Annotated in this window: 19 protein-coding genes and 11 tRNA genes; 19 read left to right on the top strand and 11 right to left on the bottom strand. The window is 39.1% G+C overall.

The window, feature by feature from the left end; genetic code table 11:
- Positions 1–139 precede the first annotated feature (139 nt).
- From H5161_RS08340 to speB, 5 genes are all read left to right on the top strand, one after another.
- Positions 140–601, top strand: coding sequence for a GNAT family N-acetyltransferase (locus H5161_RS08340; protein ID WP_002958569.1), 462 nt, complete (start codon positions 140–142; stop codon positions 599–601).
- Positions 602–833: 232 nt separating this feature from the next.
- Positions 834–1,703 (top strand): MYG1 family protein, encoded by an 870-nt coding sequence (locus tag H5161_RS08335; protein WP_154903389.1) that lies wholly within the window; start codon positions 834–836, stop codon positions 1,701–1,703.
- Positions 1,704–1,780: 77 nt separating this feature from the next.
- Positions 1,781–2,113: a YnfA family protein gene (locus H5161_RS08330; protein WP_002958571.1), complete on the top strand. Its 333-nt coding sequence runs from the start codon at positions 1,781–1,783 to the stop codon at positions 2,111–2,113.
- Positions 2,114–2,661: 548 nt separating this feature from the next.
- Entirely contained in the window at positions 2,662–4,575 is a 1,914-nt protein-coding gene (speA, locus tag H5161_RS08325; RefSeq protein WP_182724593.1) for a biosynthetic arginine decarboxylase, read from the top strand.
- 3 nt (positions 4,576–4,578) lie between these two features.
- Positions 4,579–5,502, top strand: a complete 924-nt coding sequence (gene speB / locus H5161_RS08320; RefSeq protein WP_024597470.1) for an agmatinase — start codon at positions 4,579–4,581, stop codon at positions 5,500–5,502.
- A 54-nt stretch (positions 5,503–5,556) separates the two neighbouring features.
- Here speB and H5161_RS08315 read toward each other — a convergent pair whose 3' ends face one another.
- Genes H5161_RS08315 through H5161_RS08305 form a run of 3 tightly spaced genes read right to left on the bottom strand, consistent with a single transcriptional unit; the run spans position 5,557 to position 8,083 of the window.
- The gene (locus H5161_RS08315) at positions 5,557–5,955 is read right to left on the bottom strand and encodes a DoxX-like family protein (RefSeq protein ID WP_182748455.1); all 399 of its coding nucleotides are present in this window, start codon (positions 5,953–5,955) and stop codon (positions 5,557–5,559) included.
- On the bottom strand, positions 5,942–6,964 hold the full coding sequence (locus H5161_RS08310) for a M48 family metallopeptidase (protein WP_182695307.1): 1,023 nt from the start codon (positions 6,962–6,964) through the stop codon (positions 5,942–5,944). The genes H5161_RS08315 and H5161_RS08310 overlap by 14 nt, the downstream gene beginning before the upstream one ends.
- A 9-nt stretch (positions 6,965–6,973) precedes the next feature.
- Complete coding sequence (locus tag H5161_RS08305; protein WP_002958576.1) at positions 6,974–8,083, bottom strand: YjgN family protein; 1,110 nt, start codon at positions 8,081–8,083, stop codon at positions 6,974–6,976.
- 392 nt (positions 8,084–8,475) lie between these two features.
- On the opposite strand from H5161_RS08305, the gene H5161_RS08300 reads away from it, so the two are divergent.
- From H5161_RS08300 to msrB, 10 genes are all read left to right on the top strand, one after another.
- Positions 8,476–8,679 (top strand): DUF1656 domain-containing protein, encoded by a 204-nt coding sequence (locus H5161_RS08300; RefSeq protein WP_024605434.1) that lies wholly within the window; start codon positions 8,476–8,478, stop codon positions 8,677–8,679.
- A 168-nt stretch (positions 8,680–8,847) separates the two neighbouring features.
- On the top strand, positions 8,848–9,708 hold the full coding sequence (locus H5161_RS08295) for an HlyD family secretion protein (protein ID WP_138489375.1): 861 nt from the start codon (positions 8,848–8,850) through the stop codon (positions 9,706–9,708).
- A gap of 10 nt (positions 9,709–9,718) precedes the next feature.
- Positions 9,719–11,755, top strand: a complete 2,037-nt coding sequence (locus H5161_RS08290; protein WP_182692630.1) for an FUSC family protein — start codon at positions 9,719–9,721, stop codon at positions 11,753–11,755.
- Between the two features lie 76 nt (positions 11,756–11,831).
- Positions 11,832–12,563: an RNA methyltransferase gene (locus H5161_RS08285; RefSeq protein ID WP_182724598.1), complete on the top strand. Its 732-nt coding sequence runs from the start codon at positions 11,832–11,834 to the stop codon at positions 12,561–12,563.
- A gap of 67 nt (positions 12,564–12,630) precedes the next feature.
- Positions 12,631–16,032, top strand: a complete 3,402-nt coding sequence (locus H5161_RS08280) for a chromosome segregation SMC family protein (protein ID WP_182769081.1) — start codon at positions 12,631–12,633, stop codon at positions 16,030–16,032.
- Between the two features lie 74 nt (positions 16,033–16,106).
- Positions 16,107–16,874 carry a cell division protein ZipA gene (zipA, locus tag H5161_RS08275; protein WP_024596342.1) on the top strand — a complete coding sequence of 256 codons (768 nt, stop codon included), beginning with the start codon at positions 16,107–16,109 and terminating at the stop codon, positions 16,872–16,874.
- An 80-nt stretch (positions 16,875–16,954) separates the two neighbouring features.
- Positions 16,955–18,973, top strand: coding sequence for an NAD-dependent DNA ligase LigA (gene ligA, locus H5161_RS08270; protein WP_182769080.1), 2,019 nt, complete (start codon positions 16,955–16,957; stop codon positions 18,971–18,973).
- 10 nt (positions 18,974–18,983) lie between these two features.
- Positions 18,984–19,502: a DUF2919 domain-containing protein gene (locus H5161_RS08265; RefSeq protein ID WP_182712209.1), complete on the top strand. Its 519-nt coding sequence runs from the start codon at positions 18,984–18,986 to the stop codon at positions 19,500–19,502.
- 2 nt (positions 19,503–19,504) lie between these two features.
- Positions 19,505–19,945, top strand: coding sequence for a hypothetical protein (locus H5161_RS08260; RefSeq protein WP_024605440.1), 441 nt, complete (start codon positions 19,505–19,507; stop codon positions 19,943–19,945).
- Positions 19,946–20,092: 147 nt separating this feature from the next.
- Complete coding sequence (msrB, locus tag H5161_RS08255) at positions 20,093–20,533, top strand: peptide-methionine (R)-S-oxide reductase MsrB (protein ID WP_002958586.1); 441 nt, start codon at positions 20,093–20,095, stop codon at positions 20,531–20,533.
- Between the two features lie 4 nt (positions 20,534–20,537).
- Here msrB and H5161_RS08250 read toward each other — a convergent pair whose 3' ends face one another.
- The 8 genes from H5161_RS08250 to H5161_RS08215 all read right to left on the bottom strand — a co-directional run bounded on the left by H5161_RS08250 (position 20,538) and on the right by H5161_RS08215 (position 23,529).
- On the bottom strand, positions 20,538–22,184 hold the full coding sequence (locus tag H5161_RS08250; protein WP_033020645.1) for a tetratricopeptide repeat-containing response regulator: 1,647 nt from the start codon (positions 22,182–22,184) through the stop codon (positions 20,538–20,540).
- A 317-nt stretch (positions 22,185–22,501) separates the two neighbouring features.
- Positions 22,502–22,577: transfer RNA gene (locus H5161_RS08245), tRNA-Val, on the bottom strand.
- A gap of 61 nt (positions 22,578–22,638) precedes the next feature.
- Positions 22,639–22,714, bottom strand: a tRNA-Val gene (locus H5161_RS08240).
- Positions 22,715–22,746: 32 nt separating this feature from the next.
- Positions 22,747–22,822 (bottom strand) — tRNA-Val (locus H5161_RS08235).
- Positions 22,823–22,870: 48 nt separating this feature from the next.
- A tRNA-Val gene (locus H5161_RS08230) sits at positions 22,871–22,946 on the bottom strand.
- Between the two features lie 153 nt (positions 22,947–23,099).
- Positions 23,100–23,175: transfer RNA gene (locus tag H5161_RS08225), tRNA-Val, on the bottom strand.
- A 50-nt stretch (positions 23,176–23,225) separates the two neighbouring features.
- A tRNA-Val gene (locus H5161_RS08220) sits at positions 23,226–23,301 on the bottom strand.
- Between the two features lie 152 nt (positions 23,302–23,453).
- A tRNA-Val gene (locus H5161_RS08215) sits at positions 23,454–23,529 on the bottom strand.
- A 1,127-nt stretch (positions 23,530–24,656) separates the two neighbouring features.
- On the opposite strand from H5161_RS08215, the gene H5161_RS08210 reads away from it, so the two are divergent.
- The 4 genes from H5161_RS08210 to H5161_RS08195 all read left to right on the top strand — a co-directional run bounded on the left by H5161_RS08210 (position 24,657) and on the right by H5161_RS08195 (position 25,234).
- A tRNA-Ala gene (locus H5161_RS08210) sits at positions 24,657–24,732 on the top strand.
- Positions 24,733–24,769: 37 nt separating this feature from the next.
- Positions 24,770–24,845, top strand: a tRNA-Glu gene (locus H5161_RS08205).
- Positions 24,846–24,989: 144 nt separating this feature from the next.
- Positions 24,990–25,065: transfer RNA gene (locus H5161_RS08200), tRNA-Glu, on the top strand.
- A 93-nt stretch (positions 25,066–25,158) separates the two neighbouring features.
- Positions 25,159–25,234 (top strand) — tRNA-Glu (locus H5161_RS08195).
- The last annotated feature ends 3 nt before the right edge of the window (positions 25,235–25,237 follow it).

Raw genomic sequence — 25,237 nt, 5'->3', positions numbered from 1 at the left:
TGCTCTTTTAGCTGGTGAAATGTCATAACCCATATGCTAAATAAGGAGTAAAGATTTTTTAATTAAACAATGCTAAGCTATGACCGCTTAAATATATTATTTAAAGCTTAATAAACTTATAACAATGAATGGAAGCTTTATGCAGTTAGTCGATTTGAACCCGAATGATCCCGACGTGGTAAATGTATTTGATGATATAGACCGACTTATAAATTCTTTATATCCTGTGGCTACCGCACAGTCTCTGGAGTTAAACGAATTAACCTTACCTAATGTGTACGCTATTGGTTTAAAAACTGAAGAAGGTATTATTGCCTGCGGTGCGATTGTAGAGAAATTTGATACCCAGCCTTACGGCGAAATAAGACGTTTATATGTAAAACCAAGTCATCGTGGTAAAGGGCTATCAAGACGTATTATGCAGATTTTATTGCATCAAGCTGGCGAAAAACAAATCCCGTTAATACGCTTAGAAACAGGCCCAAAACAAATAAAATCAATCAATTTATATGAAAATTTAGGCTTTAAACGCTGTAGCAGTTTTGGCTCATATGTAGATAATCCACAAAGTGTTTTTATGGAATTAGGGCTTAGTAAATAAGTTCATTAACGCTGCGACATATTAAAGCTTAATGTGTCGTAAATATCTGCCTTCATTATTATCTTGTAATAAAAGTCATACTCAAACTAGTAACTATAAAAGCAGCTTTTATAGTGATGCAAAAATACTTCACTGTTTTTAACACCTGTCTTCGTATAAAATCTGCCTCGATAATTAGTGACTAACTTACAAAGCGAGAATTTTTATCTTTTCTAAAAGTAGCAATAAACAAATGAGCGAAATAACAGTAGTAACCCACAATGGTAATTTTCATGCAGATGACGTTTTTAGTATTGCGGTACTTAAACATGTTTTGCCAACGTTTAAATTGGTACGCACACGCGATAAAGCACTTATAGAAAGTGCCGACTACGTAATAGATGTAGGTGGGGAATACGATCCTGAAACTAATCGCTTTGATCATCATCAACGTGGTGGTGCAGGCGAGCGAGAAAATGGCATTCCTTTTTCATCATTTGGTTTAGTGTGGAAAAAATACGGCTTAGCACTGTGTGATGATAACCAGGCCGTTGCTGATAGAGTGGATTCAGGCTTAGTTTCAACTATTGACGCCATTGATTGTGGTCATGTTGAAGGTGTATCAAAAGGGATAAGCTTGAGCCAAACAATTTCAATGTTTAACCCTACATGGGAAGAAGAAAGTAACTTTGATACCTGTTTTGATGAAGCCGTTGAATTTGCAGCTCGCATGCTTATTCGTTTTATCGCCTCAGCTCACGGTAGTGTTAATGCAAAAGAGATTGTCGCCAGAGCAATTGAAAATGCAGACGATGCCAGAGTAATCGTGCTTGAAAAGTACACACCGTGGAAAAAAACAGTGCATATTTTATCAAGTGAGGCGCTATACATGGTTTACCCATCACATTCTGGGCAATGGATATTACAAACAGTACCCGTTGAGCCTGGCTCGTTTGAAGATAGAAAACCGCTTCCTAAAGCATGGTCTGGTTTATCTGATCAAGCGTTCGTAGATGAAACAGGTATTGATGACGCAGTGTTTTGCCATAATGGCTTATTTATAGCGGGCACTAAGTCGTTTGAAAGCACAATGAAACTTGCCACCATGGCGCTTAGCGAATAAAAACGCAGATTCATAACGAATACTAAGCATAACAATTTGTATTGATTGTTATGCTTGTTATTTTTGCGCGGAGCATTATGTTTGAATTAAAAACAATCGCACTTTTTATTATTACAGCCTTAGCTGAAATAGTGGGGTGCTATTTGCCCTACCTTTGGCTAAAACAAGATAAAAGCATTTTACTTTTAATTCCTGCGGCTTTAAGTTTGGCACTATTTGCATGGTTGCTATCTTTACACCCTACTGCTGCCGGACGTGTATATGCAGCTTATGGCGGCGTATATATTTGCGTTGCGCTATTATGGTTATGGGTTGTAGATGGCGTAAAGCTTACTATGTGGGATATTATCGGTGGTCTAGTTGCACTGCTAGGTATGGCAATAATTATGTTCGCCCCAAAAAGTGCATAACTAGCTTATACTCAATTAATCGAATTCGCCTATACACTACTGCAACTTCCCACTTTCAATACCACAGGCAATACCTAACGCTACATATGCGCCAAGTAATGATTGAAACTGGTGGATGTATGCTAAGCGTTTTTGACGTGCAGTTTTTATTCACTTTGCAGAATACATAGGTAATACTTGGTCACAACACGTTGGCTAAATAGCAGTAATTTGAGGTGTTGAGAACACCTTACTCTAATCCATCAAAAGTAAATTTTATAAACAAAGTAACTCAAGATGAATTTTATTGAATGAGCTAACTCATTTTTGCTAATAAAATTTATAATGAGTCATTTAAAAACAGCCATTTTTTACAACTTTTCTTATCTTTAAAAATCATCAAAGTCCTGTTTTATATATGCTAGCGGGCAATAGTTGTTTGGTTATTTTTTTTACCATCAAAAATCACTCGTTACGAGCAAAAATACTTGTTGGACTTGAATCTCTATTTTTCTTTTAATGCGCGGCACTAGCCGAGCCGGCATTAATTAAACAAAAGAGAAAGATAAATGAAAGAGACAACATCACTAGAACAAGCTCGTACGAGCTACAATGTTCGTCATTGGAGCCAAGGTTTTTTTGGTATTAATGATCAAGGTGATGTGTATGTTGCGCCCAAGGCTCATGCACCAGAGCAAACCATTGCATTAACAGATATCGCAAAGCAACTACAAGATAAAGGTTTAAGCTTACCTGCTTTAGTTCGTTTTCCGCAAATTTTACACCATCGTGTACACAGCTTATGCGGCGCATTTAATACTGCGATTGAAAACTATGGTTACCCTAAAGACTATCTATTAGTTTACCCGATAAAAGTAAACCAACAACGTGAAGTGGTTGAAGAAATAGTAGCAAGCCAAGCACAAGTAGAAAAAAAGCAACTTGGTTTAGAGGCAGGCAGCAAGCCAGAACTACTCACAGTATTAGCATTAGCTGAAAAAACCAGCGCTGTTATTGTATGTAATGGCTACAAAGATAAAGAATACGTACGTTTAGCACTTATTGGCGAAAAGCTAGGTCATAAAGTGTATATCGTACTTGAAAAGCTTTCTGAGCTAGACATGGTCCTTAGCCAAGCAAAAGAGCTTAACGTAAAACCACGCATTGGTATTCGTGTACGTTTAGCGTCGCAAGGTAAAGGTAAGTGGCAAGCGAGTGGTGGCGAAAAATCAAAATTTGGTTTATCCGCATCGCAAGTTTTACATGTAGTTAATCGTTTAAAAGGCGCAAACCAGCTTGATTTATTGCAGCTTGTGCATTTTCACTTAGGGTCACAAATGGCGAACATTCGTGACGTACGTTTAGGTGTAAGCGAAGCTGCGCGTTTTTACTGTGAGCTACGTAAACTAGGCGCAGAAATTGATTGTCTTGATGTAGGCGGTGGTTTAGCTGTTGATTACGACGGCACGCGTAGCCAATCGCATAACTCTATGAATTACAGCTTAGCTGAATATGCGAATAACATTGTGTACACCATTGGCGATACATGTAAGCAATATGAGCAACCAATGCCGACTATTATTTCTGAGTCGGGTCGTGCGCTTACGGCGCATCATGCTGTGCTTATTTCTAATGTTATTGGTACTGAAAGTTACACGCCAGAAGAGTTAGTAGCGCCAGCGGCAGATGCACCACTTTTATTAAAAAACATGTGGGCATCGTTTGTACAATTAACTGATTTAACGGATGACCGTGCATTAATTGAAATTTATCACGACAGCCAAGGTGATTTAGCTGAAGCGCATAACCAATTTGCACTCGGTTTATTAGACTTAGCGCAGCGTGCGTGGGCTGAACAAATTAATATTCGTATTTGTTATGAACTTAACAAGCACATGGATAACAAAAACCGTTTTCATCGTCCTATTATTGACGAGTTAAACGTACGTTTAGCCGATAAGTTTTTTGTAAACTTTTCGTTATTTCAATCGCTTCCAGATGCATGGGGCATTGATCAAGTGTTTCCGGTATTGCCATTAAGTGGCTTAACTGAAGCACCAAAAAAACGTGCTGTATTACTTGATATAACCTGTGATTCAGATGGCGCACTTGAGCATTACGTAGATGGACAAGGTATTGAAAGCACATTACCTGTACCAGAATTTAGTGCCGATAAACCTTATTTAATGGGCTTTTTCTTGGTGGGCGCTTATCAAGAAATTTTAGGTGATATGCATAACCTGTTTGGCGATACGCACAGCGCAATTGTTAATATGGATGAGCAAGGCGTTGCAAGTATTACCGAGATAAACCAAGGTGACACTGTTGCCGATATGATGCGCTATGTACATTTAGATGTTGAAAGTTTTCAGCAATCATACGAGCAGTTAGTAAGCACTAAAATTGAAAAACACGAACAGCAAAGCGTTTTAGACGAGTTGCAAAGCGGCCTTGATGGCTACACTTATTTAGAAGAGTTATAAGCAATGTCAACTTTGTTTGGTCACGCAGATCACTCATTGTACTCAAATGGGATGACGTTTTTACGTCGTCCTATGGTGCAAAACATTAATGCAATTGATGCAGACGTAGTGGTTTTAGGCTTACCATTTGATTTAGCGACCTCGGGCCGCCCTGGTGCGCGCTTAGGCCCTGATGCAATTCGTCGTGCATCGGTTCATTTAGCATGGGAAGACACTAAATACCCGTGGACTTTCCCGCTGTTTGAGCGCTTAAAAGTGGCAGACGCAGGGGACTTTACTTACCCTGTTGGCGATCCTGAGTATTTTACTGCGCAACTAGAAATGGCTGCTGATCAAATACTTCGCCAAGGTAAAACACTATTAGGTTTAGGGGGCGATCACTTTGTAACGCTTCCGCTATTACGTGCTCACGCAAAAATACATGGCAAAATGGCGTTAGTACATTTTGATGCGCACACCGATACCTATAGCAATGGCTCGCGTTTTGATCACGGCACTATGTTTTATCATGCACCAATGGAAGGGCTGATTGATGTTGAGCACAGTATACAAATAGGTATTCGTACCGACTTTGATCAAAGTAAACATGAGTTTGCTGTGATTGATGCAATGCAAGCCAACGATTTACATGCTAATGATATTGCAGCGCAAATACTTGAGCGAGTAGGTGACCTACCTGTTTACTTAACGTTTGATATAGATTGTTTAGACCCTGCGTTTGCGCCTGGTACAGGCACTCCTGTGTGTGGTGGTTTAACGTCAGATAAAGTACTTAAAGTACTGCGTGCGCTAAAAGGCATAAACATGGTGGGTATGGATGTGGTAGAAGTATCACCTTCGTACGACCAAAGTGAGCTTACCGCAATTGCTGCAGCAACCATTGCGAGCGAATTACTGCATTTGTGGACGCATAAAAATAAGTACTAATTTTATAAATTTTGTACTACAAAAAAGGGTATGCATTTGCATACCCTTTTTTATTTAGAGGTATCGATTATTCAACTGCTCAATTTCTTTTAACCAAATAACGCTTAGCCCAATAAGCGGCAGGTTAGTAGTTACAGGGTTAAATGCTTCAATAAGCAATTGTGGCTGCATTACAACTACAGCAAGTAAAAGCCCCATAAGTGCCAATATATTTAAAGCTACCAAATGCTTATGTTTATAAAACACAAATAAACACAAGCCAAATATAATTTCGCCAACACCCGCCGAACGTGTAATTAAATCAGACACTTCGGCTGAAAAACCAGCACTGCCAGTCATTAATTTTTCAAGTGGTGCTACGTGATAAAGCTTTGGGAAAAAGCCGTGATATATCCAACTTAAACTCACTATGTAGCGAGCAAGTTGAATATAACCGCGATTATTTCCTAGCATTGTCAATACGCTCTTGTGCACTTGGGTGGCTAGATAAGTACTCTAATAAGTCATTTACTTTTTCTAGGTGTTCGTTTTCGCTGGTATGGCTTTCTTGCAGCGCTTCTATTGCATCAGCAAAGTCATTACTCGAATACCCAAGCGATTCTAATTGGGTGAGTGCAAAGCTATCTGCCTCGCGTTCCATATCTCGTGAAAACCCTTGCTGAGCAAACGATGCACCCGTACCTAATGCAACCTCTGCAACTCCCTCTAAATCACCAAATACAACTGCTAGTACAATCGTACTTGCGGCAGATTGTGCTGTAATACGTACGCTATGCTGGTGGACTACATGGCCCATTTCGTGTAGCAATACCGCTTTTAGTGCATTGGGTTTATCGGCAAGTAAATTTGCTAAATCATCGGTTACCACGATACGGCCATGGGGTAGTGCAAACGCGTTAGCACCAAAGCTGTCTGATTTATAAAACGATAACCTATAAACCGATTGATCAAGCGATAACGCATTAAGCATACTTGTAAAATGTGCTTGTACTTTAGTTTGCTGCTCTGCGGGCAGCTCACTTGGGTCAAGCGCAATCTTTTTAATTAGTGTAAAACTTTGCTCCCCCATCTGTTCCACAACATTACGTGGCAGGGTATCAACACTATAAACAGCAATGGCCGGTACCGCTTTATAAAGTACTAACCACATAAAAAGTGGTGTAAATATGACTGCGGCTAAAATTACCCATTTACTTTTTTCAAGGCGCTCCATTATGTGATGGTTATTTTCTTTAAATGGCCATCTGTAACTTACATCTTGAGGGATAAAACGACTGCCATCTTCAAAGTTTAATTCGTCGGCAAGTCCTGCCATCCCTGAACTTAATGTTAGACTTGAGATTACGTGGCGAGCGATAACGTGTTCATCGTTGATAACCTCAATGTGTGTGTCGCTAATAGTGGCAACACACACTTGATAGTTACTCGATGCGATGGGGAAAAAATGTCCCTTTACATGCATGGTGAGCTCTTAAGTCAGCGAAAGGTCAATATCAAATACGTTTGCAGCTTCTTCAGCAAATGATGATTGCTGTTCTTGCGCGGTATCGATTAGGTTTAATGCACCAGGATAAATAGTGACGTTAGTTACATCAGCGAGCATTTTTGATGTACGTACTTTTGTCCATGGGTATGCAAGCCCTAAAGAAAATACAATAGCCAACATATTAGTTAATAGTAAAACAGCGAAAGGAATTGGTTTTAGCTCTGATTTAAATGTAGCAACGCCTTCAAAATGGCTGTTATCAAAAATGTGATTTCTAATAGCGGCGTGCCATACAGCAGAAACAATGGCAATCATTAGCACATAGGCAATCATCATAAAGATAGGAAGCATAACCATCGCTGCAGAGTTTTCTAAATTTTGTTGGTTTTCAATATCTACTAAGTTGAGGCCAAATAATCCTAAAATCCCCATAAATACCACCATGGTGATAGAGCTCACTACAAAGCAAATAAGCGCTGTTAGGTAATAGGTTTCGCCTTTAAGATTTACAGTAAGTGGTTTATCGCCATAACTAATATTGCTATGGATATAACTATCAATACGTTTTATAACGTAAGGCATTAATAAATAAAGCGTAAATATGCTTGCAATAGGTAAAAGTATAAAGTTAACAAAGGCTTCGCCATAACTGCCTTTAAAAGCAAAGCGAACATTACGATGGCGGGTCATACGCAGATTAAAACGTAAACCTTGGTTAATAATCCATGGCATTAAAAAGATAAAACCAAGAGCAATAAATAGGCCTAAAATAGGCATAAAGCTAATTGAGAATGTGTAAATAAAAAATACAACAACCGCTAAAATCCGACCTTTTAAAATTTGTATTGGTGTTGCTAGGTAGTCAAAACTATGGCCATCTATACGGGTGTGGCCGTAAAAATAGCGATGCGTACGTACTTTAGCCCACGCCGAATATATGCCAAGCGTAATAACGCTAAGTAATATATTTACAATCCAAATTCCAAAAAACTCACCACCTTTACCACTAAATTGCACTTTTCCGCTAAAAATTGGTTCAGCAGGTTCATTTATTGGTGGGGTTGTTTCAGATGGGGTAGGGTGTATTGATTCCATTAAATTATATCCATGTTGTTTTTTTGTTAATTTACCCATTTTTAGTGCAAAATTCAATGTTTATAATTATCCAACCCTTCTGCAAACAGCTATAAATAGGCGTTTTAAATATTGAGTTAAATACTCTAATACTTTTTTATAAATAAACCTCGCTGGTTTATTTATTTGGCTGGTAACTGGGGTCTTTAGCTTATTAATATGCGATTTAGCTACTATACATACTTAGTGCTGCTTAAATGTAATGGCATTAATTATGTATTAAGCACACCTACGTACAATTAAGCTAATTGATTTATATGCCAAAATAATAGATTGTAAGAGTAGTGCGGATGTAAATTTATTTAGGTTTTACAGCTTTTATCACCGCTTTAAATAACATTAGGATATTTATTATGTTCCAAGCAGTCGTGTTAGGGGGGTTAGAGTTTAGCCCGCTGATTGTTTACTTCCCAATAGCATTTATTTTAACGGCGTTGACTCGTTTTGCTTTGCATCGACTAGATTGGCATGACCGTATTTGGAAAGTGGCTTGGTTTGAGGTGTCACTATTTGTTTGTTACTTGGCACTCGCCGTCTATTTATACCAATCTGTTTAATTAATTGAGCTATTTTGAGGCAAGAAAACCGTGTCGATAACAAGGCAAAAATTTCGTTATTTAGTTGTTCTATATCAGAAATTTTTAACACAGTTAGCGTCAGGTTTAAGCCCTCAAATTACTCAAGTATTATTGCGGGTTGGTATTACTAAGTGGAAGATAAATTGAATGATTAAATATCTGCGTATTACTTTTACTATCTTGGTTGTTATAGCTGCGGTTTTTGCTGGGCGTTGGGTATGGACTGACTACATGCATACTCCTTGGACGCGTGATGGGCGTATTCGAGCCGATATTGTCACGGTTGCTCCAGACGTGTCGGGTTGGGTAACTGCTTTAAATATTAAAGATGGTCAAAACGTACAAAAAGGCGAAGTACTTTTTAATGTTGATAAAAAGCGTTATCAAGCAGCGCTTGATAAAAGTAAAGCAAACACAGAAAACGCATTGTATACATGGGAACTTGCTAAACATAAATACGAAAGACGTGTTGAGCTAAACACTCAACAGGCAATAAGTGAAGAAACTTTAGAATCAACACGTATCAATACTAAAATTGCTGAGGCAAATTATAACCTAGCCAAGACAGAGCAAACAATTGCGCAGTTAAATGTTGATAGAACTAAAATTGTTGCGCCTGCATCAGGGCAAATAATTAATTTGAATTTACGCCAAGGCAACTATGTAGCTCAAGGCACGCCTGTCTTTGCTATTGTTCAGTCAGATTCATTTTATGTAACGGGTTACTTTGAAGAGAGTAAAATACCGCTTATTTATCCTGATCAAAAAGCTAAAATAGCCCTTTTAAGTGGTGGTAAGCAATTAACAGGGCATGTAGTGAGTGTAGGTAAAGCCATTGCAAATACGAATACACAAAGTAACGGACAACTTTTACCGCAAGTGCAACAAACATTTAATTGGGTACGTTTATCGCAACGTATTCCTGTTGATATTAAGTTAGATTCATTGCCCGAAAATACACAGCTTAGCGCAGGAATGACCGCCACTATACATCTCGCTACGCGCTAAGGGGAATACAGTGGGCGTAGTATTCCAAAATTTGTTTTTTCCTAAAAAACAGGCAATTATTTTTGCGACTAAGGGTGTTATAGCCATGGTGATGGCGCTGACTATTGCTATGTCGCTTAATCTTGAAAGGCCTTATTGGGCGTTAGTCTCGGCTATATTTTTGCAATTACGCCCGCAAAGCGGATTAGTTATTGAAAAAGCAATTTGCCAAATAATAGGCACCATAGTGGGTGGTTTATTTGGCATATTGCTTTTAACTCAGCTAATTCTTTACCCTTATTTAGCGCTCGGTGCACTGGCATTATGGTTGGGGGTAAACTCTGCGTTATCGGCAATGGTACGCCAAGCAAACTTTGTTTATGCGTTTGCTATGGCAGGTGTAACAGCCGCTATTATTGTACTTTTAGTCATGGTTACTCCGGCAATGGTGAGCAGCCAGAGTATATTTGATATTGCACAAGCGCGAGTAAGCGAAATAATAATAGGCTCTGTATGTGCTGGGCTTGTGAGTCATCTATTTTGGCCTGTAAAGGTTAAACATTTACTGCAAACACAAGCGCGGTCGGTTATAAATCAAACGTTACATTATTTAGTTATTGAGCTTGATTCTAAGGGCTCGCACGAAAACCGTCACCAGCAAATAGATGGCATTATGGCAACATTGGGATCGATAAACGAAGATTCCAGCGCAGTAAGGTACGAAGGACCAAAAGGTCCAGGGCGCTCGCGTGCTGCAAATCAGTTGTCGCAAAAAGTACTTTCTTTATTGGCCTTAATTCAAATAATTGGCCGCCTACAGCGAAACCACGAAGACCTTATTACACCTACTTTAGATAAATTAATAAGTAAACTTAAGCACGTATTTGCGCAAATTAAAGAGTCTGACGATTTTGATTACTGCGCTGAACAAGTTAAAACGCTGCGTAAAGAGCTAACCGACTATAGAGCAAATACGGTGTGTGATTCGCCATTTGAATCTCACATGCTCAATGTGAGCTTAGAAGTAGCAGCCGACTTAACAATTTTACTACGCGCATACAGAGCGTTAGAAGAGCGTGATAAAACATTATTAAATGCACCCAGTATGCTTACATATCGCGACCCATTAGCTGGCATAATTGTTGGATTTAGAACTGCTTTGGTGTTTTCTATCGGCGCATTTATTTGGATTAATACAGGCTCTTCTGCTGCATTATTAATTATGATTTTACCGGTCATATTTTCGATAATGTTGGCGAGAATACCGTTAGCTATTTTACAGGTGGTAATAAAGCGTTTATTGGTAGGCGTGGTGGTTGCTGCTATTGTAACTATTTTTTACGCACTCAATTTATTATCACAAAGTGGTGGGCAATTAGAAATATTGCTACTTGTATTAGCAGGGCCTTATTTTCTGGGTTTACTGCTGCTAGCTGATCAACAAACATTGCCATATGGCTTGGGGTTTTGTATCCCATTTACGATTTTGGTAAGACCCAGTACCGATATGAGCCTTGCGTTTTCAATCGATTACACACTTAGCTCTGCAATGGCAATTTTTGCGGGGGTGAGTATTTTATTTTGGATTTTTCAGTTATTCACAGGCCCGAGTGTACAATTACTTGTTCATCGTGTTTTTAAGGCCACTTATAAAGATTTACTCGAAATAAATAACCATCCAACCCCAAGTATTTGGTATAACCGCCGCATGGCCGATAGGTTAATTCGCCTAACTAATTACGATCAAGGTTCACACTCACGCGTAATTACTGATCTTGCACTAACCGCTCTAAATTTAGGGCATGCGTCGGTTCGATTAAACTCAATTTGTGAAAATTTGGCTGGTAATACAAAGCTAAAGTATTTAAATGAGTGGCAGCGTACATTAGCCGATGCATTTATGTTGGCAACCAAGGGCAAATTTAATAATAAGTTTAAGCAAGCGTCAGATAATCTTTATGGGGAATTGGCTCAGACGGTGGACGATTCAAATCAATTAGAGGCAATAAAAGGCATGTTTATTCGCATTAATCTGACCTTTGAAAGAAGTGCGAGTAAGATAAATTAGCCCCATTCGCTGCTTTTCGAGTTCAGATGTTATAACGAAATCTGTTATACTTGCTGGATAATTTTATGGGGCTGTTATGATTTCAAAAAACCAACTCAAACTTATTCGCCAACTTGGCCAAAAAAAGTACCGAAAGCAATATAATCAATACCTTGTACAGGGTGAGAAAAACGTACTTGAGTTATTAAACAGCCCATTAAATGTGGTTAATATTTTTGCTACAAACGAATTTATAAATGCGTACCAAGGTAAGTATCAGCACGCTAATTTTATTGAAGCTGATGAAGAAGTCCTCACCAAAGCCAGCACGCTAGTTAGCAATAATGCAGCCATTGCTATTGTTGATATGCCAAAGGCAGCTTTACCACAAGCAAGTGGCTTAATACTCGCACTTGATGGCGTATCAGACCCTGGTAATTTAGGCACAATAATAAGAGTGGCAGACTGGTACGGTATTAAACATATAGTAACTAGCACCGACAGCGCAGACGCTTACAACCCAAAAACAATTAGCGCCACGATGGGCTCATTTGTAAGGGTATCGGTAAGCCAAGTAGATTTACCTGATTACCTACAGTCTTTAAATTTACCTGTTTACGGTGCTTTTTTAGATGGGCAAAGCGTGCATAAAACCCAATTTACGGGCTCAGGCGTTTTACTAATGGGCAGTGAGTCGCATGGAATACGCGAGACATGTGCAAAGTTAGTAACTAATAAAATCACCATCCCCGCTTTTGGTGGTGCAGAATCGCTTAATGTTGCAATGGCGACCGGTATTATTTTAGATAATTTTAAACGACAAGCTTAACAATTTAACTGTTAATGAGTTAAATTGTTTGTAATCAATAACAATAATAATCGGTAATAACAATAAGATGCGCTTAAGCACTATTAAATTAGCGGGCTTTAAATCGTTTGTAGAGCCCACTAAAATTCCATTTCCTGATCAAATGACGTGTGTTGTTGGCCCCAATGGCTGTGGCAAATCTAACGTTATTGATGCAGTACGATGGGTGCTAGGTGAAAGCTCTGCTAAAAACCTGCGTGGCGACGCCATGACCGACGTTATTTTTAATGGCTCAACTAATCGAAAAGCCATATCACAAGCCTCTGTAGAGCTTGTTTTTGATAACGATAAAGGAAGTCCTTCAAACACATTTGCCGATCGAAACCAAATTGCTATTAAGCGTTTAGTAACGCGCGACGGACAGTCACTGTATTTTTTAAATGGCAGTAAATGCCGTAAGCGTGATATTACCGATATATTTTTAGGCACCGGTCTTGGTCCACGTAGTTACGCAATTATTGAGCAAGGGATGATCTCGCGCTTAATAGAAAGTAAACCACAAGAGCTGCGCGTATTTTTAGAAGAAGCCGCTGGCGTTTCTAAATACAAAGAGCGCCGCCGCGAAACTCAAACTCGTATAAAGAGCACTCGCGAAAATCTTGAACGTTTGTTAGATGTGCGTAAAGAGCTGCAAAGTCAGCTCGATAAATTGGCTGTGCAGTCGGTTGATGCAAAAAAATACCGCGAATTAAAAGCACAAGAACGTACGCTAAAAGGCCAAATTGCCGTTTTAAAATGGCAAAAGTTACATCAGCAGCAACTTGAAAAAAGTGCCCAAATTAAAAAACTTAATGATCAAATTTCTTTTTTTAAAACAGCTAACTCAGGGCATGACGATGTACTTGCAAGCCTAGAGGGGCAAGTACAAGCCCAGCAAGATAAACTAAGCGATGCACAGCATCAGCAACATGTAATACACACCGAGCTTACTCGCGCTGAGCAACAACAAATCAATGTAAAGCAGCAAACCCAAACGCTTAAACAAAGTTTAATTAAATTACAGCAACGCCAAATTCAAAGTGCTGAGGTAAAATCGCAGCAGCAAATTGTGTGCGAGCAGCTCAACGAAGCCCTGCAAGAGGCAAGTGAAAATGCCTTAATATGTGAAGAGCAAGTTAGTGGGTTAACGCATGAACTTGAGGAATTATTAGCACTTAAGCAGCGCCATCATACTCATTGGCAAGCTTTGTGTGAGCAACAGCAACAGCTTAATAATAACGTGCAACTACATAGTAGTCACATTAAACAAACTCAGCAGCAAATAAGCCACGTTAACGAGCAAATTGATCAGTTAACTGTTCAGCTTAGTGAGCTACAAAGTAGTGATGTAGAGCAGCAGTTAATACAGCAAACACAGCAAACACAAACCTTAACTCAAGAACTTGCCGCTAAACAAACAGCACATACGAAGTGCACTGCTAAGCTTGAAGTGCAAAATGAGCTTGTTAATAACTCACAAAAACAATATTCGACACTCACTCAAACAATAAACGAGTTAAAAGCCAGTATAACGGGGCTTAAAAGTACATTAGGGCTTGATGAGAAAAGTGAACGTACTAATGGTTTGTTTAATCAGCTAAGTGTTAAAGAAGGCTTTGAGCTTCTAATAGAGCAAGCACTTAAATCTTTAGAGCATTTAAATGTAAGTGAGCAGCAAGCTGATAACAGTGTGTGGCCAAATAGTGATAAAAGCATGCCAACAAATAGCTTAGCTACATATATAACAAGCGGTGTTTATCCAGAGCATTTAGCACGTATTGCTTATAGTGAAAGCGGTGATTTAGAAATACTAAAAGATAGTTTTTATACAGCCATTATGGATAAAAACGGTGCTTTATATGGTCGTAACTGGCATGTAAGTGCCGAATGTAATGCAGAAAACTCATTACTTTTAAAGCATAAGCAATTGCAAGATAAAGCGCAGCAGTTAATCAATGCCGAGGACGAGTTACAACAAGTAACACACACTCGTGACGAACATACAGCTGAGCAAATAAAATTAATTAACGAACAAAGCGAGCTAAAAGAAGCCATACATGAGCTTGCGCAAAATATAGCAGTAGCCAGTACGCGCAGCGATATGCTCAAACAGCAAGTAGCGCACTTTAAGTTACAACTAGAAAAGCTACAGCAACAAAAACAGCAATTAACTACTGCGCTTTTACAATTAAATACCGTGCTTGATGAGCAAGTAGCGCAATTTGAAGTGTTAAATGAGCAGCAACTCAACTTAGCGGATGGAGTAGACGCTGCAAATAGCTTGCGCTCACAAAGTGATAAAAGTTATAGCGAAGCATTAAGCATGCTTGAGCAATATAAAACACAAGCACATAAGGCAACGCTCTCAGAGCAAAAGGCACGCAGTGAATGGCAGTTAAGCCAAACCAAATTGAGCCATGCAGAGCAAGAGCACGTTAGTGCATCAGAAGGTGCGCAAGAACTACTTAGTGAAATAGAAGAGCTGCTGATACCAGAGCAAGAACTTAGCGATAAAATTACGCAGCTCTTAGCACAGCATCAAAAAGGTGAGCAGGCATTAGTATTGCTACAAAAAGAATTAGCTCAGGCCAAAGCAAGTTTAAATACTAAGCAAATAAGCCTTAAAAATTCACAAGGGGAGCTGGTTGGCTTGCAAGAGCAGCATCAAAAGCTAACAATTGAAGAGCAAAGCTTAGTAATAAAAGCGCAAGTTGCGCTTGAGCCATTAGAAGAGTTGAAACAAAGCTTAAAAGCAATACTTGATGAATTACCAGATTCATTAAATTTCAGTGCAGCACAAAATCAGTTAACCGGATTTACTAATCAGTTAGATAAATTAGGTGCAGTAAACTTAGCGGCAATAGAAGAGTTTGATTTAGCCAAGGCACGTAGTGATTATCTTGATAATCAATTAGATGATTTAACAAAAGCGTTAAGTACCCTTGAAGGTGCAATTCGTAAAATTGATAGTGAGACCAAAACACGCTTTAAAGCGACGTTCGATCAAGTTAACGAAGACTTTGCTGAGCTATTTCCTAAAGTTTTTGGTGGTGGGAGCGCGTATTTAGAATTAACCAGTGACGATTTACTCGAAAGTGGTGTTAGTATAATGGCACGACCACCGGGTAAGAAAAATTCAACAATTCATTTGTTAAGTGGTGGAGAAAAAGCGCTGACCGCATTATCATTAGTGTTTTCTATATTCAGGCTCAATCCAGCTCCTTTCTGTATGCTGGACGAAGTAGATGCACCACTAGATGATGCCAACGTTGTGCGTTTTTGCCGTTTGGTTGAAGAAATGTCACAATCAGTGCAGTTTATTTATATTAGTCATAATAAAATTGCGATGGAAATGGCAGGTAGATTAACAGGTGTTACTATGGCAGAACCTGGCGTATCGCGTATGGTTGCTGTAGATATAGAGCAAGCTGTGCAACTTGCACACGCATAAATTTTTATAACAAGTGTATTAGTTTTTCATTAATATACAGGTTTTAGGCATATCAAATAATAAAAGGTGAGGGGATGGCCGAACAATTAAGATGGGTTTTAATCGTTATCAGTGTAATTGTCATTGGTGGTTTATTAATACATGGATTGTGGTCAGTTAGAAAAAAAGACCGCCCAGAAGTATCGGATAATGAACGGGTTGAGCCATTACAACAAAGCGCACCAGCTTCATCTAAACCGTTTCGTACTGAGGCTGAGCCAAAAGAGCCAATGCAAGACGAACGTGATGAGCCACAATTTGGCGAGCTTAACTTTGATGCAAATGAGCCGCAAATTGATACAAGCGTGCCAGAAACACCGATTGAAGACGACCTAGAGATAGTTGATGATCTTGAAACAAAAGATCAAAGTGCTGAAGAAGCGCCTGCTCAAATGTCTGACTTTGTTATTGTGCATATTCAAATGCCAGAAGAGCTTAGTATGCAGGGCAGTAAATTATTACCAGCAGTTAATACTTTAGGTTTTAAATATTCAGAGGAAGGTTTTTTTAATCGCCACTTAGATCCGGCTGGCCAAGGCCCTGTTTTATTTAGATTAGTAAATATGTATAACCCAGGTACGTTTGATATTGATAATATGGAACAATTTAGTACCGCTGGGGTAAGCTTATTTATGACGTTACCGTGCGACGGCGATGGTCTAGCGGCATTTAATATGTTGCACAGCGCAGCTAAAAAGTTAGCGGATGAATTTGGTGCACAAATTTTAGATGCTGAGCGAAATGAAATGACAGTAGAGCGCATCAGGCAATATGTTGAACAGGTTCGTTCTTTTTCAGCGTAAATAACGCATACATTATATTTTTATAAGCCACTGGACGGTGAATCGTCAAAGTGGCTTTTTTTATGTTTATTGAGGTTTAAATGTCTAGCAGCATTAGTGAGCAAATTAATCATCTTCGTACTACATTAGAGCAACACAACTATAACTATTATGTGCTCGACACCCCCAGTATTCCTGATTCTGAATACGATAGGTTATTACGCGAATTAAGCGCACTAGAGATGCAGCACCCTGAATTTTTAACCGCCGACTCTCCGACACAAAAAGTAGGCGGTGCCGCACTGAGTAAATTTGAGCAAGTAGCGCACCAAGTACCCATGTTATCGCTTGATAACGCGTTTAGTGAAGAAGAATTCACTGCGTTTAATCGTCGTATAAAAGAGCGCTTAATGAGTACTGATGAGCTTACTTTTTGTTGTGAGCCAAAACTTGATGGATTAGCCGTATCAATTATTTATCGTGATGGTGTGCTTGTACAAGCGGCTACGCGGGGTGATGGCTTTACCGGTGAAAACATTACTCAAAATGTTAAAACCATTCGTAATGTACCGCTTAAGTTACGTGGTGATTACCCAAAAGAGCTTGAAGTGCGCGGCGAAGTATTTATGGACAGCGCTGGCTTTGATAAATTAAATACTGAAGCGCAAAAACGCGGTGAAAAAGTATTTGTTAACCCGCGTAATGCAGCCGCGGGGAGTTTGCGTCAACTCGACTCTAAAATTACCGCTAAACGCCCACTCATGTTTTATGCGTACAGCACCGGGCTTGTTGCTGATGGCAGCATTCCTGAGGATCACTATCAGCAATTAGAAAAGCTGACTGATTGGGGGCTACCTTTGTGCCCAGAAACAAAATTAGTTGAAGGTCCAAAAGCCGCGCTCGATTACTACAGCGATATTTTAACGCGCCGTGGTGAGCTTAAATATGAAATTGATGGCGTAGTAATAAAAATAAACCAAAAGGCCTTACAAGAGCGTTTAGGCTTTGTGGCACGTGCTCCTCGTTGGGCTATTGCGTATAAGTTTCCGGCGCAAGAGGAAATAACCCAACTACTTGATGTTGATTTTCAAGTCGGTCGTACTGGCGCCATTACACCTGTTGCACGTTTGAAGCCTGTTTTTGTGGGTGGCGTTACCGTATCAAATGCAACGCTTCATAACAGTGATGAAGTTGCACGTTTAGGCGTAAAAGTAGGCGATACAGTTATTATTCGCCGCGCAGGAGATGTAATCCCACAAATAACGCAAGTTGTACTTGAGCGCCGCCCTGATGATGCCAGCGATATCGAATTTCCAGTAACTTGTCCTATTTGTGACTCTCATGTTGAAAAGGTTGAAGGCGAAGCTGTCGCTCGTTGTACGGGTGGGCTTGTATGTCCTGCACAACGCAAACAAGCAATTAAACACTTTGCGTCACGCAAAGCGCTGGATATAGACGGCCTTGGCGATAAAATTGTTGATCAGCTGGTAGACAGAGAGCTTATAAAAACACCCGCTGATTTGTTTGTTTTAAAACAAGGACATTTTGAGTCACTTGAACGAATGGGACCTAAGTCAGCGAAAAATTTAGTAACAGCCCTTGAAGAGGCGAAAGGCACTACGCTTGCTAAGTTTTTATATTCATTAGGTATTCGCGAAGCAGGTGAGGCAACAGCACAAAATTTAGCTAATCACTTCCTTACCCTTGAAAATATAATAAATGCCAGCATTGATAGTTTAACGCAGGTAAGTGATGTAGGCGAAATAGTTGCAACGCATGTTCGTGGCTTTTTTGATGAAGAGCATAATTTAGCAGTTGTTAATGCGCTTATAGAGCAAGGCGTAAACTGGCCAGCGTTGAGTGCGCCTTCTGAGCAAGAGCAACCACTCGCAGGACTTACATATGTACTTACCGGCACGCTTAATACACTTAACCGCAATGATGCTAAAGCTCGCTTGCAGCAATTAGGTGCTAAAGTATCTGGTAGCGTATCAGCGAAAACTGATGCGTTAGTCGCAGGTGAAAAAGCAGGTTCAAAACTAACTAAAGCGCAAGATTTAGGTATCGACATACTCACGGAAGATGAATTAATTGAGCTGCTTAAAAAGCATAATGGCTAGGAAAGCGACAATGAGCCGATATGGGCCAGAATACTGGGATAAGTACGGAAGTTACCGTACACCTATAGCATTTCATTTAAGTTTGCTGGTGCTTTTACGTGGCTATTTTATTTGGGTGATTGCGGCTTTAAGCCGCAGGCCTGAACTGGATTTAATGTCGTTATTTTTTAAAAATAAAAATGATTTTTTTATCGCAATAGCAATTGGAAGTATTGCAATAATACCGACTATTTTATTTTGTTTACGCAGACCACGAGATTCACACAGTGCGAGCGATAAGTTAGCAAAAATATGGCGGCATATGCGCTGGCCTCTTATTTTATGTGCTGTTGTTGATTTAACATGGTTAAGTATTCAGGCAGCGCATAGCCATTATCGATTTTCATCATTTTTAGCAGTACAAATGATGATTGTTTTATGGGTATTGTGGTATTTGGTGAAAAGCCGTTATTTAACCGTTTTTTTTAATGATTGGCCTGAGCCGACAGAAAAAGCATCAGAAGAAAAAAAGCGACTTAAAAGGGATTAGTTGTGGACGCTGTAAATAAAAAAATAGCGATAGCTATATCGTTAATAGGCTTAGTGCTTGTTATTTTAATGATTAGCACTGAGCTTTTAGAGTCTATGTGGTTTAAAGCGCTATTTGGGTTGTGGGTATTTGTTTTTTGCTCAAGCGTTTATAGGCTAACGCCCTTATTTAAATCAAGAAATAGGCTAGAGGATTTTATTCAGCGAGATGCCCAACATTTACTACTTTTTAGTTTGATGGGATTTTTTGATAAAAAGCATGGTCCAAATTGGTTAGTTATTGAGAGTATTGAACGCATAACAACAAAGGATGATGAGCTAATTATTTACAGTAATAACGAGCGCCAAATGAGTGTTAGTTTACCTGTAAAAAAAGCAGAGCTAGATAGTTTTATTAAACGAATACTTACCGACTCAGAAAAACAAAATATTACCTTTAGCTGAGGAGATTACCTTTAAAATTGAACGAGTTTTAGTTTTAAACGGTCAACACTCTTTAGCTGATCTCTAGTGTATTAAATAACGTAATAATTGACCGTACTTCTTATAAATTTATTAAGTACGGTTAATCAACTATTCAATGAGGCTATTATGTTGAAGTGGAATGATGTTATTAACTTTGCCACCAACGGCAATCCTACCCCAAGTAAAAAAGTAGTCAAAACTGACGAGCAGTGGCGGATGCAACTATCAGAAGATGAATATTACGTAACACGTAAGAAAGGAACAGAGCGCCCAGATAGCTCGGGTAGTTGTACATTACTCGAACCTGGCAAGTATGTGTGTATTTGCTGTGATAACCTATTGTTTGATGCCGATGAAAAGTTTGATAGTGGCACTGGTTGGCCGTCATTTACGCAACCTGCGACAATTGAAGCGATTGGTTATGTAAACGATACAAGTCATGGTATGGAGCGCATAGAGGTGGTTTGTAATGTGTGCGATTCGCACTTAGGCCATATTTTTCCAGATGGCCCATTACCAACAGGTTTACGTTATTGCGTTAATGCCGCAGCAATGAAAAAGCTCTAATATTTTATTTACTAGCGCTTTGAATATCTAAATTCATTTCTTTTGCTATATGTAAAATCTTATCTAAACGCTGCGTCTGATCTGCTTGTAATTTAGTTTTATCAAGAAGGGCGTAGCATCTTCTAGCAAGATCCATATTAAATGAGCTGCCAGATTGCTTGGTTGAATCAAATAGGCACTGTAATAAATTAAGTGCAATACTCTGATTGCGAGGCATGACTCTAAACGCTTGTGTAAAAGCTTCCAGCGCAGTATTTAACTGCCCTTTATTAAATTGATTAACGGCATGGTTATTAAGCTCTTTTGGACCCATTTTAATATCGCGTCGCTCACTTTGTTGCTGCTGAATATAACGCAAGTAAGTTGTGTCGCTAACTGCAGGGTGTCTTTCACAGTGGCTAATTATTTGTGTGAATAAGGTTTGCGCCTTCTGATGAAACCCCAGTTCATGAAATGCTTTTGCTTTATCAAGTGCTCCATCAACCGATCGGATATGAGTATCGTCGTCATCAAGCTGCTCAATTAGCTTTTTCGCTTTTTGATGCTCGTCTTTTAAGTAATGAAGTCGTGCATTAAGTACATCAATTTGAGCTTGATTTGCATTATTAGGAAACTGTTTTTTTAAATCATTAATGTACTGATTTGTTTGTCTAGAAATTCGTTGAATTTGATCAGTTTGATCAGTCGTTAACGCAAAGTCGATACCAGCACGTGCTGCATTCAAATAAACATCGGGGTGGTCGTGTATTGAGTGCTTTGCAAAGGTGGCTATATCTTTTTGAGTTAAATAGCTTTTTTCGTAGTCGTGATTAATTAGCGACACATTACTTAATGATTTTTGGCGTGTGATGTTTCGCGGTGCAATGTCTGCTGCTTGACTTAAAAAGCTTTGTGCTAGTTCAAACTGATTTAGCTTTATTTCTAATCTGCCCAACAAATCAAGGGCTACTAAACGAGTTTCTTGGCGCTCTAACATTGTCTTGAGCATTCGCTGCGCCAAAATATGTTCGTTATTCGCTATAAGTGCCTCTACTAAACCTACTTTTGCCCAAGCAAATTTTTGAATATCGAGAACAGACTTAAAAAAGTCTTTTGCATCTTGAGCACGCTTTAAGCGAAGTAGGGCATCGCCTTTTAAGCGAAGTAGGATAGGACTGTAATTATTATTTTTTTTATCCAGAGCGGTATCAATAAATTTAATAGCTTTTGAATCGTTACCATCATCAATTAATGAATACACTGTTTGTAAGTCGTGTTTACGCTTTAAGATTCGTTCAATGCGTGTTTTAAGCTCTTGTACTGTAAAAGGCTTAACTAAAAAGTCATCTGGCTGCAGCTCAAGAACACTATGAACGAGTGAGCCACTTGTTTCTGCTGAGATAAAAATAAAGCCAGTCGAACTTTTTATGAGCTGCTTTACACGTAGCTCTTCATAAAGCTGGTAGCCATCTTGGTGTTTGTTTAAGTTGAATGAGCAAACTATTAGATCAAATTCTTCACTTAAACACTGCTCTTTTGCAGAGTTTGCATGATCAGCAAAGCGCAACTGCCGAAAGCCAAGCCTTTCTAACGATTGTTTCATATAGCTTTGAGCAAGTGGCTGCTCCTCTACTATAAGTATTTTGGCTTTTGAATAGATCTTAGTTGGCATTGGCTTAAGCGTAATTGTATTTAACACAGACTATAATCAACAGTTTAACTCCTTACAAGGGAATTTAAATGATAGCTGTATTTATTAGGTACTTAACTTTGTCTAATACGTTTATCTAACTTCGAAAGTACTGAGCCGAATAGCATAATTAAAAACTAAATAAGTAAAATGGAAACGTTATATTTGATGAGTGCTTTGATATGGTAATTTAGATTTTAATAAAAATATGAAATGTATTTAAGGTAAAAAGAGGAGGTAAACGTATTTAATATGGGAAAAAGTTATTACTAGAGAAGTTGTTTAATGGTATTTATATGTGGTGGGTGATACTGGACTTGAACCAGTGACCCTCGCCTTGTAAGGGCGATGCTCTCCCAACTGAGCTAATCACCCACATATAATAGGTATGCCTGTCATTTAATTCTTTATTATCAATTAACCGCTTGATGTTATTTGGTGGGTGATACTGGACTTGAACCAGTGACCCTCGCCTTGTAAGGGCGATGCTCTCCCAACTGAGCTAATCACCCAAATTACATTTTAATATGCACCATTCTAGGAATGGTGGGTCGTACTGGACTTGAACCAGTGACCCTCGCCTTGTAAGGGCGATGCTCTCCCAACTGAGCTAACGACCCATACTAAATTTTAAAACGCGACTATTGATATAATAATAGGTTTATATGTGGTGGGTGATACTGGACTTGAACCAGTGACCCTCGCCTTGTAAGGGCGATGCTCTCCCAACTGAGCTAATCACCCACATATAAATTAAAACGCTACTATTAAAATAAATAGTACTGGACTTTAACCAGTGAACCTCGCCGTTACTTGTAAATAGCGGTGATGCTCTCTTTTTTCTAACTGAGCTAACGACCCATTTAGATTTTTTTGTAATATGCACCATTTAAAAAATGGTGGGTCGTACTGGACTTGAACCAGTGACCCTCGCCTTGTAAGGGCGATGCTCTCCCAACTGAGCTAACGACCCATATTACAATTTTAAAACACGACTATTAATATAATAATAGGTTTTATATGTGGTGGGTGATACTGGACTTGAACCAGTGACCCTCGCCTTGTAAGGGCGATGCTCTCCCAACTGAGCTAATCACCCACATATAATTTAAAACGCTACTATTAAATAAATAGTACTGTACTTTAACCAGTGAACTTTGCCGTTACTTGTTAGTAGCGGTAATGCTCTCTATTTTCTAACTGAGCTTATGACCCATATAGAATTTAGATGTGAACACTTTAACTAAAAAGTGGTGGGTGATACTGGACTTGAACCAGTGACCCTCGCCTTGTAAGGGCGATGCTCTCCCAACTGAGCTAATCACCCACATCTAAACAACATTGCATTGCTGCGTTGTTGTGGGGCGCTATTATAGATAGAGTTGGAAATGTGTCAACACTTGAATGATAAAAATGTGCTGAATGAAGGTTTTATAAACAATAGGATATGGTTGAAGTCTATTTTATCATCAAATTTGATATTGCAGTTCAATTAAGCACCTAAAAGTGAGTAGGGAATTGTATTTTATTAACCTTAAATTTAGTTTTACGATACTCATTGTTTTTTTACTGGAGTCGTTTTTATGATTATGAGCAAGATCGATTAATATTAGGGCGAGTTATTTAGTGAATAGAGCGGTCCTTTAAAAATGAATTTAATCTAAACTTCCCAAAATAAATGCTATTTCAGCATTCTAAACTCTATTTTTGTACTTACTTTATTTTTATTAAGCCAACCTAGCCATCTCGTAAATACGTATTCCTCGCTACTAGCTTCGGGTTAAGACTAAATAGATCACATATAACTAGGGCGTGTTGACCTTTGTGGATTCAAATTTGTTCAATCTAGGGACGATTAAATCGCGGCGCGAGGTTTGTAACCTAGTGGGCCAAGTAAAAGCCGAGCAAAGCTTCCGCTTCACCCACCAAAGATCAGCGCGCCTTGAAGTTTTATACATAGAATTACGAAGCAACAGTGCTCTTTTAAAAATGCTCTTCAAACAATAATCGAATTTTTTAGTACGAGTTACGCTGGTTATTAAGCAAGTAAAGGCTGCGGGTACTCTCAAACCCACATTTAAGTTTTGGTTATTATAAGCAATTGTAACTTTTAAAAGATTAAGGCGATTGGCGGGGCCTTAATTGGTAGTTTATAGATAAGTTTAATTTGCATATAAATGTATACCTTTGCTTTGATGCAATTTTGTTTCATTAAATGGGGGAGTGGGGGCTATTGAGTATTCGCTGCAATATAGTGATGTTATTATAAGCAGTAGGGCTTGAATCTTATTCAAATTGTATTTTTTAGCACGCTTGATAGCCAGTTTGTTGAAAATTAAACCATTTAAATAAAGCTAGGTAAAAAACTGTTGACTTTATTTTGGGTGGTGCATAGAATGCGCCCCGCACTAAGCGATACACGATGTGTTTATCACGGTGGGTATTGATTAAGTTGGGGCCATAGCTCAGCTGGGAGAGCGCTTCGCTGGCAGTGAAGAGGTCTGCGGTTCGATCCCGCATGGCTCCACCAAAAATTAGTGTTTTGTCCTAGGGTAGCAGTTTTCTGTGTCCCCATCGTCTAGAGGCCTAGGACACCGCCCTTTCACGGCGGTAACAGGGGTTCGAATCCCCTTGGGGACGCCACTTAACTTTTATTAGTTAAAGGCGGTTTTACCGAGAAAATAGCGTCACAATTAAAGCTCGAGTCTTTACTTGTATTAAACGCAATTACCTTAAAGCTCATGATGTGAGTTAAACTTATCAACTGTCCTAGTGACACATTTATGTGTCCCCATCGTCTAGAGGCCTAGGACACCGCCCTTTCACGGCGGTAACAGGGGTTCGAATCCCCTTGGGGACGCCACTTACTTATTTTTAATAGGGAAGTGTAGTGTTATTAAGAAAGCTCGTCTGAAACGAGTCTAAAAATTCAGTTGTCCTAGTGACACATTTATGTGTCCCCATCGTCTAGAGGCCTAGGACACCGCCCTTTCACGGCGGTAACAGGGGTTCGAATCCCCTTGGGGACGCCACTT

This window comes from Pseudoalteromonas sp. SG43-5 (assembly GCF_014164345.1).
GTDB classification, from domain to species: Bacteria; Pseudomonadota; Gammaproteobacteria; order Enterobacterales; family Alteromonadaceae; genus Pseudoalteromonas; species Pseudoalteromonas distincta.
The sequence above is the reverse complement of the archived record's forward strand: the minus strand, read 5'-3'. Positions and strand labels throughout refer to the sequence as shown.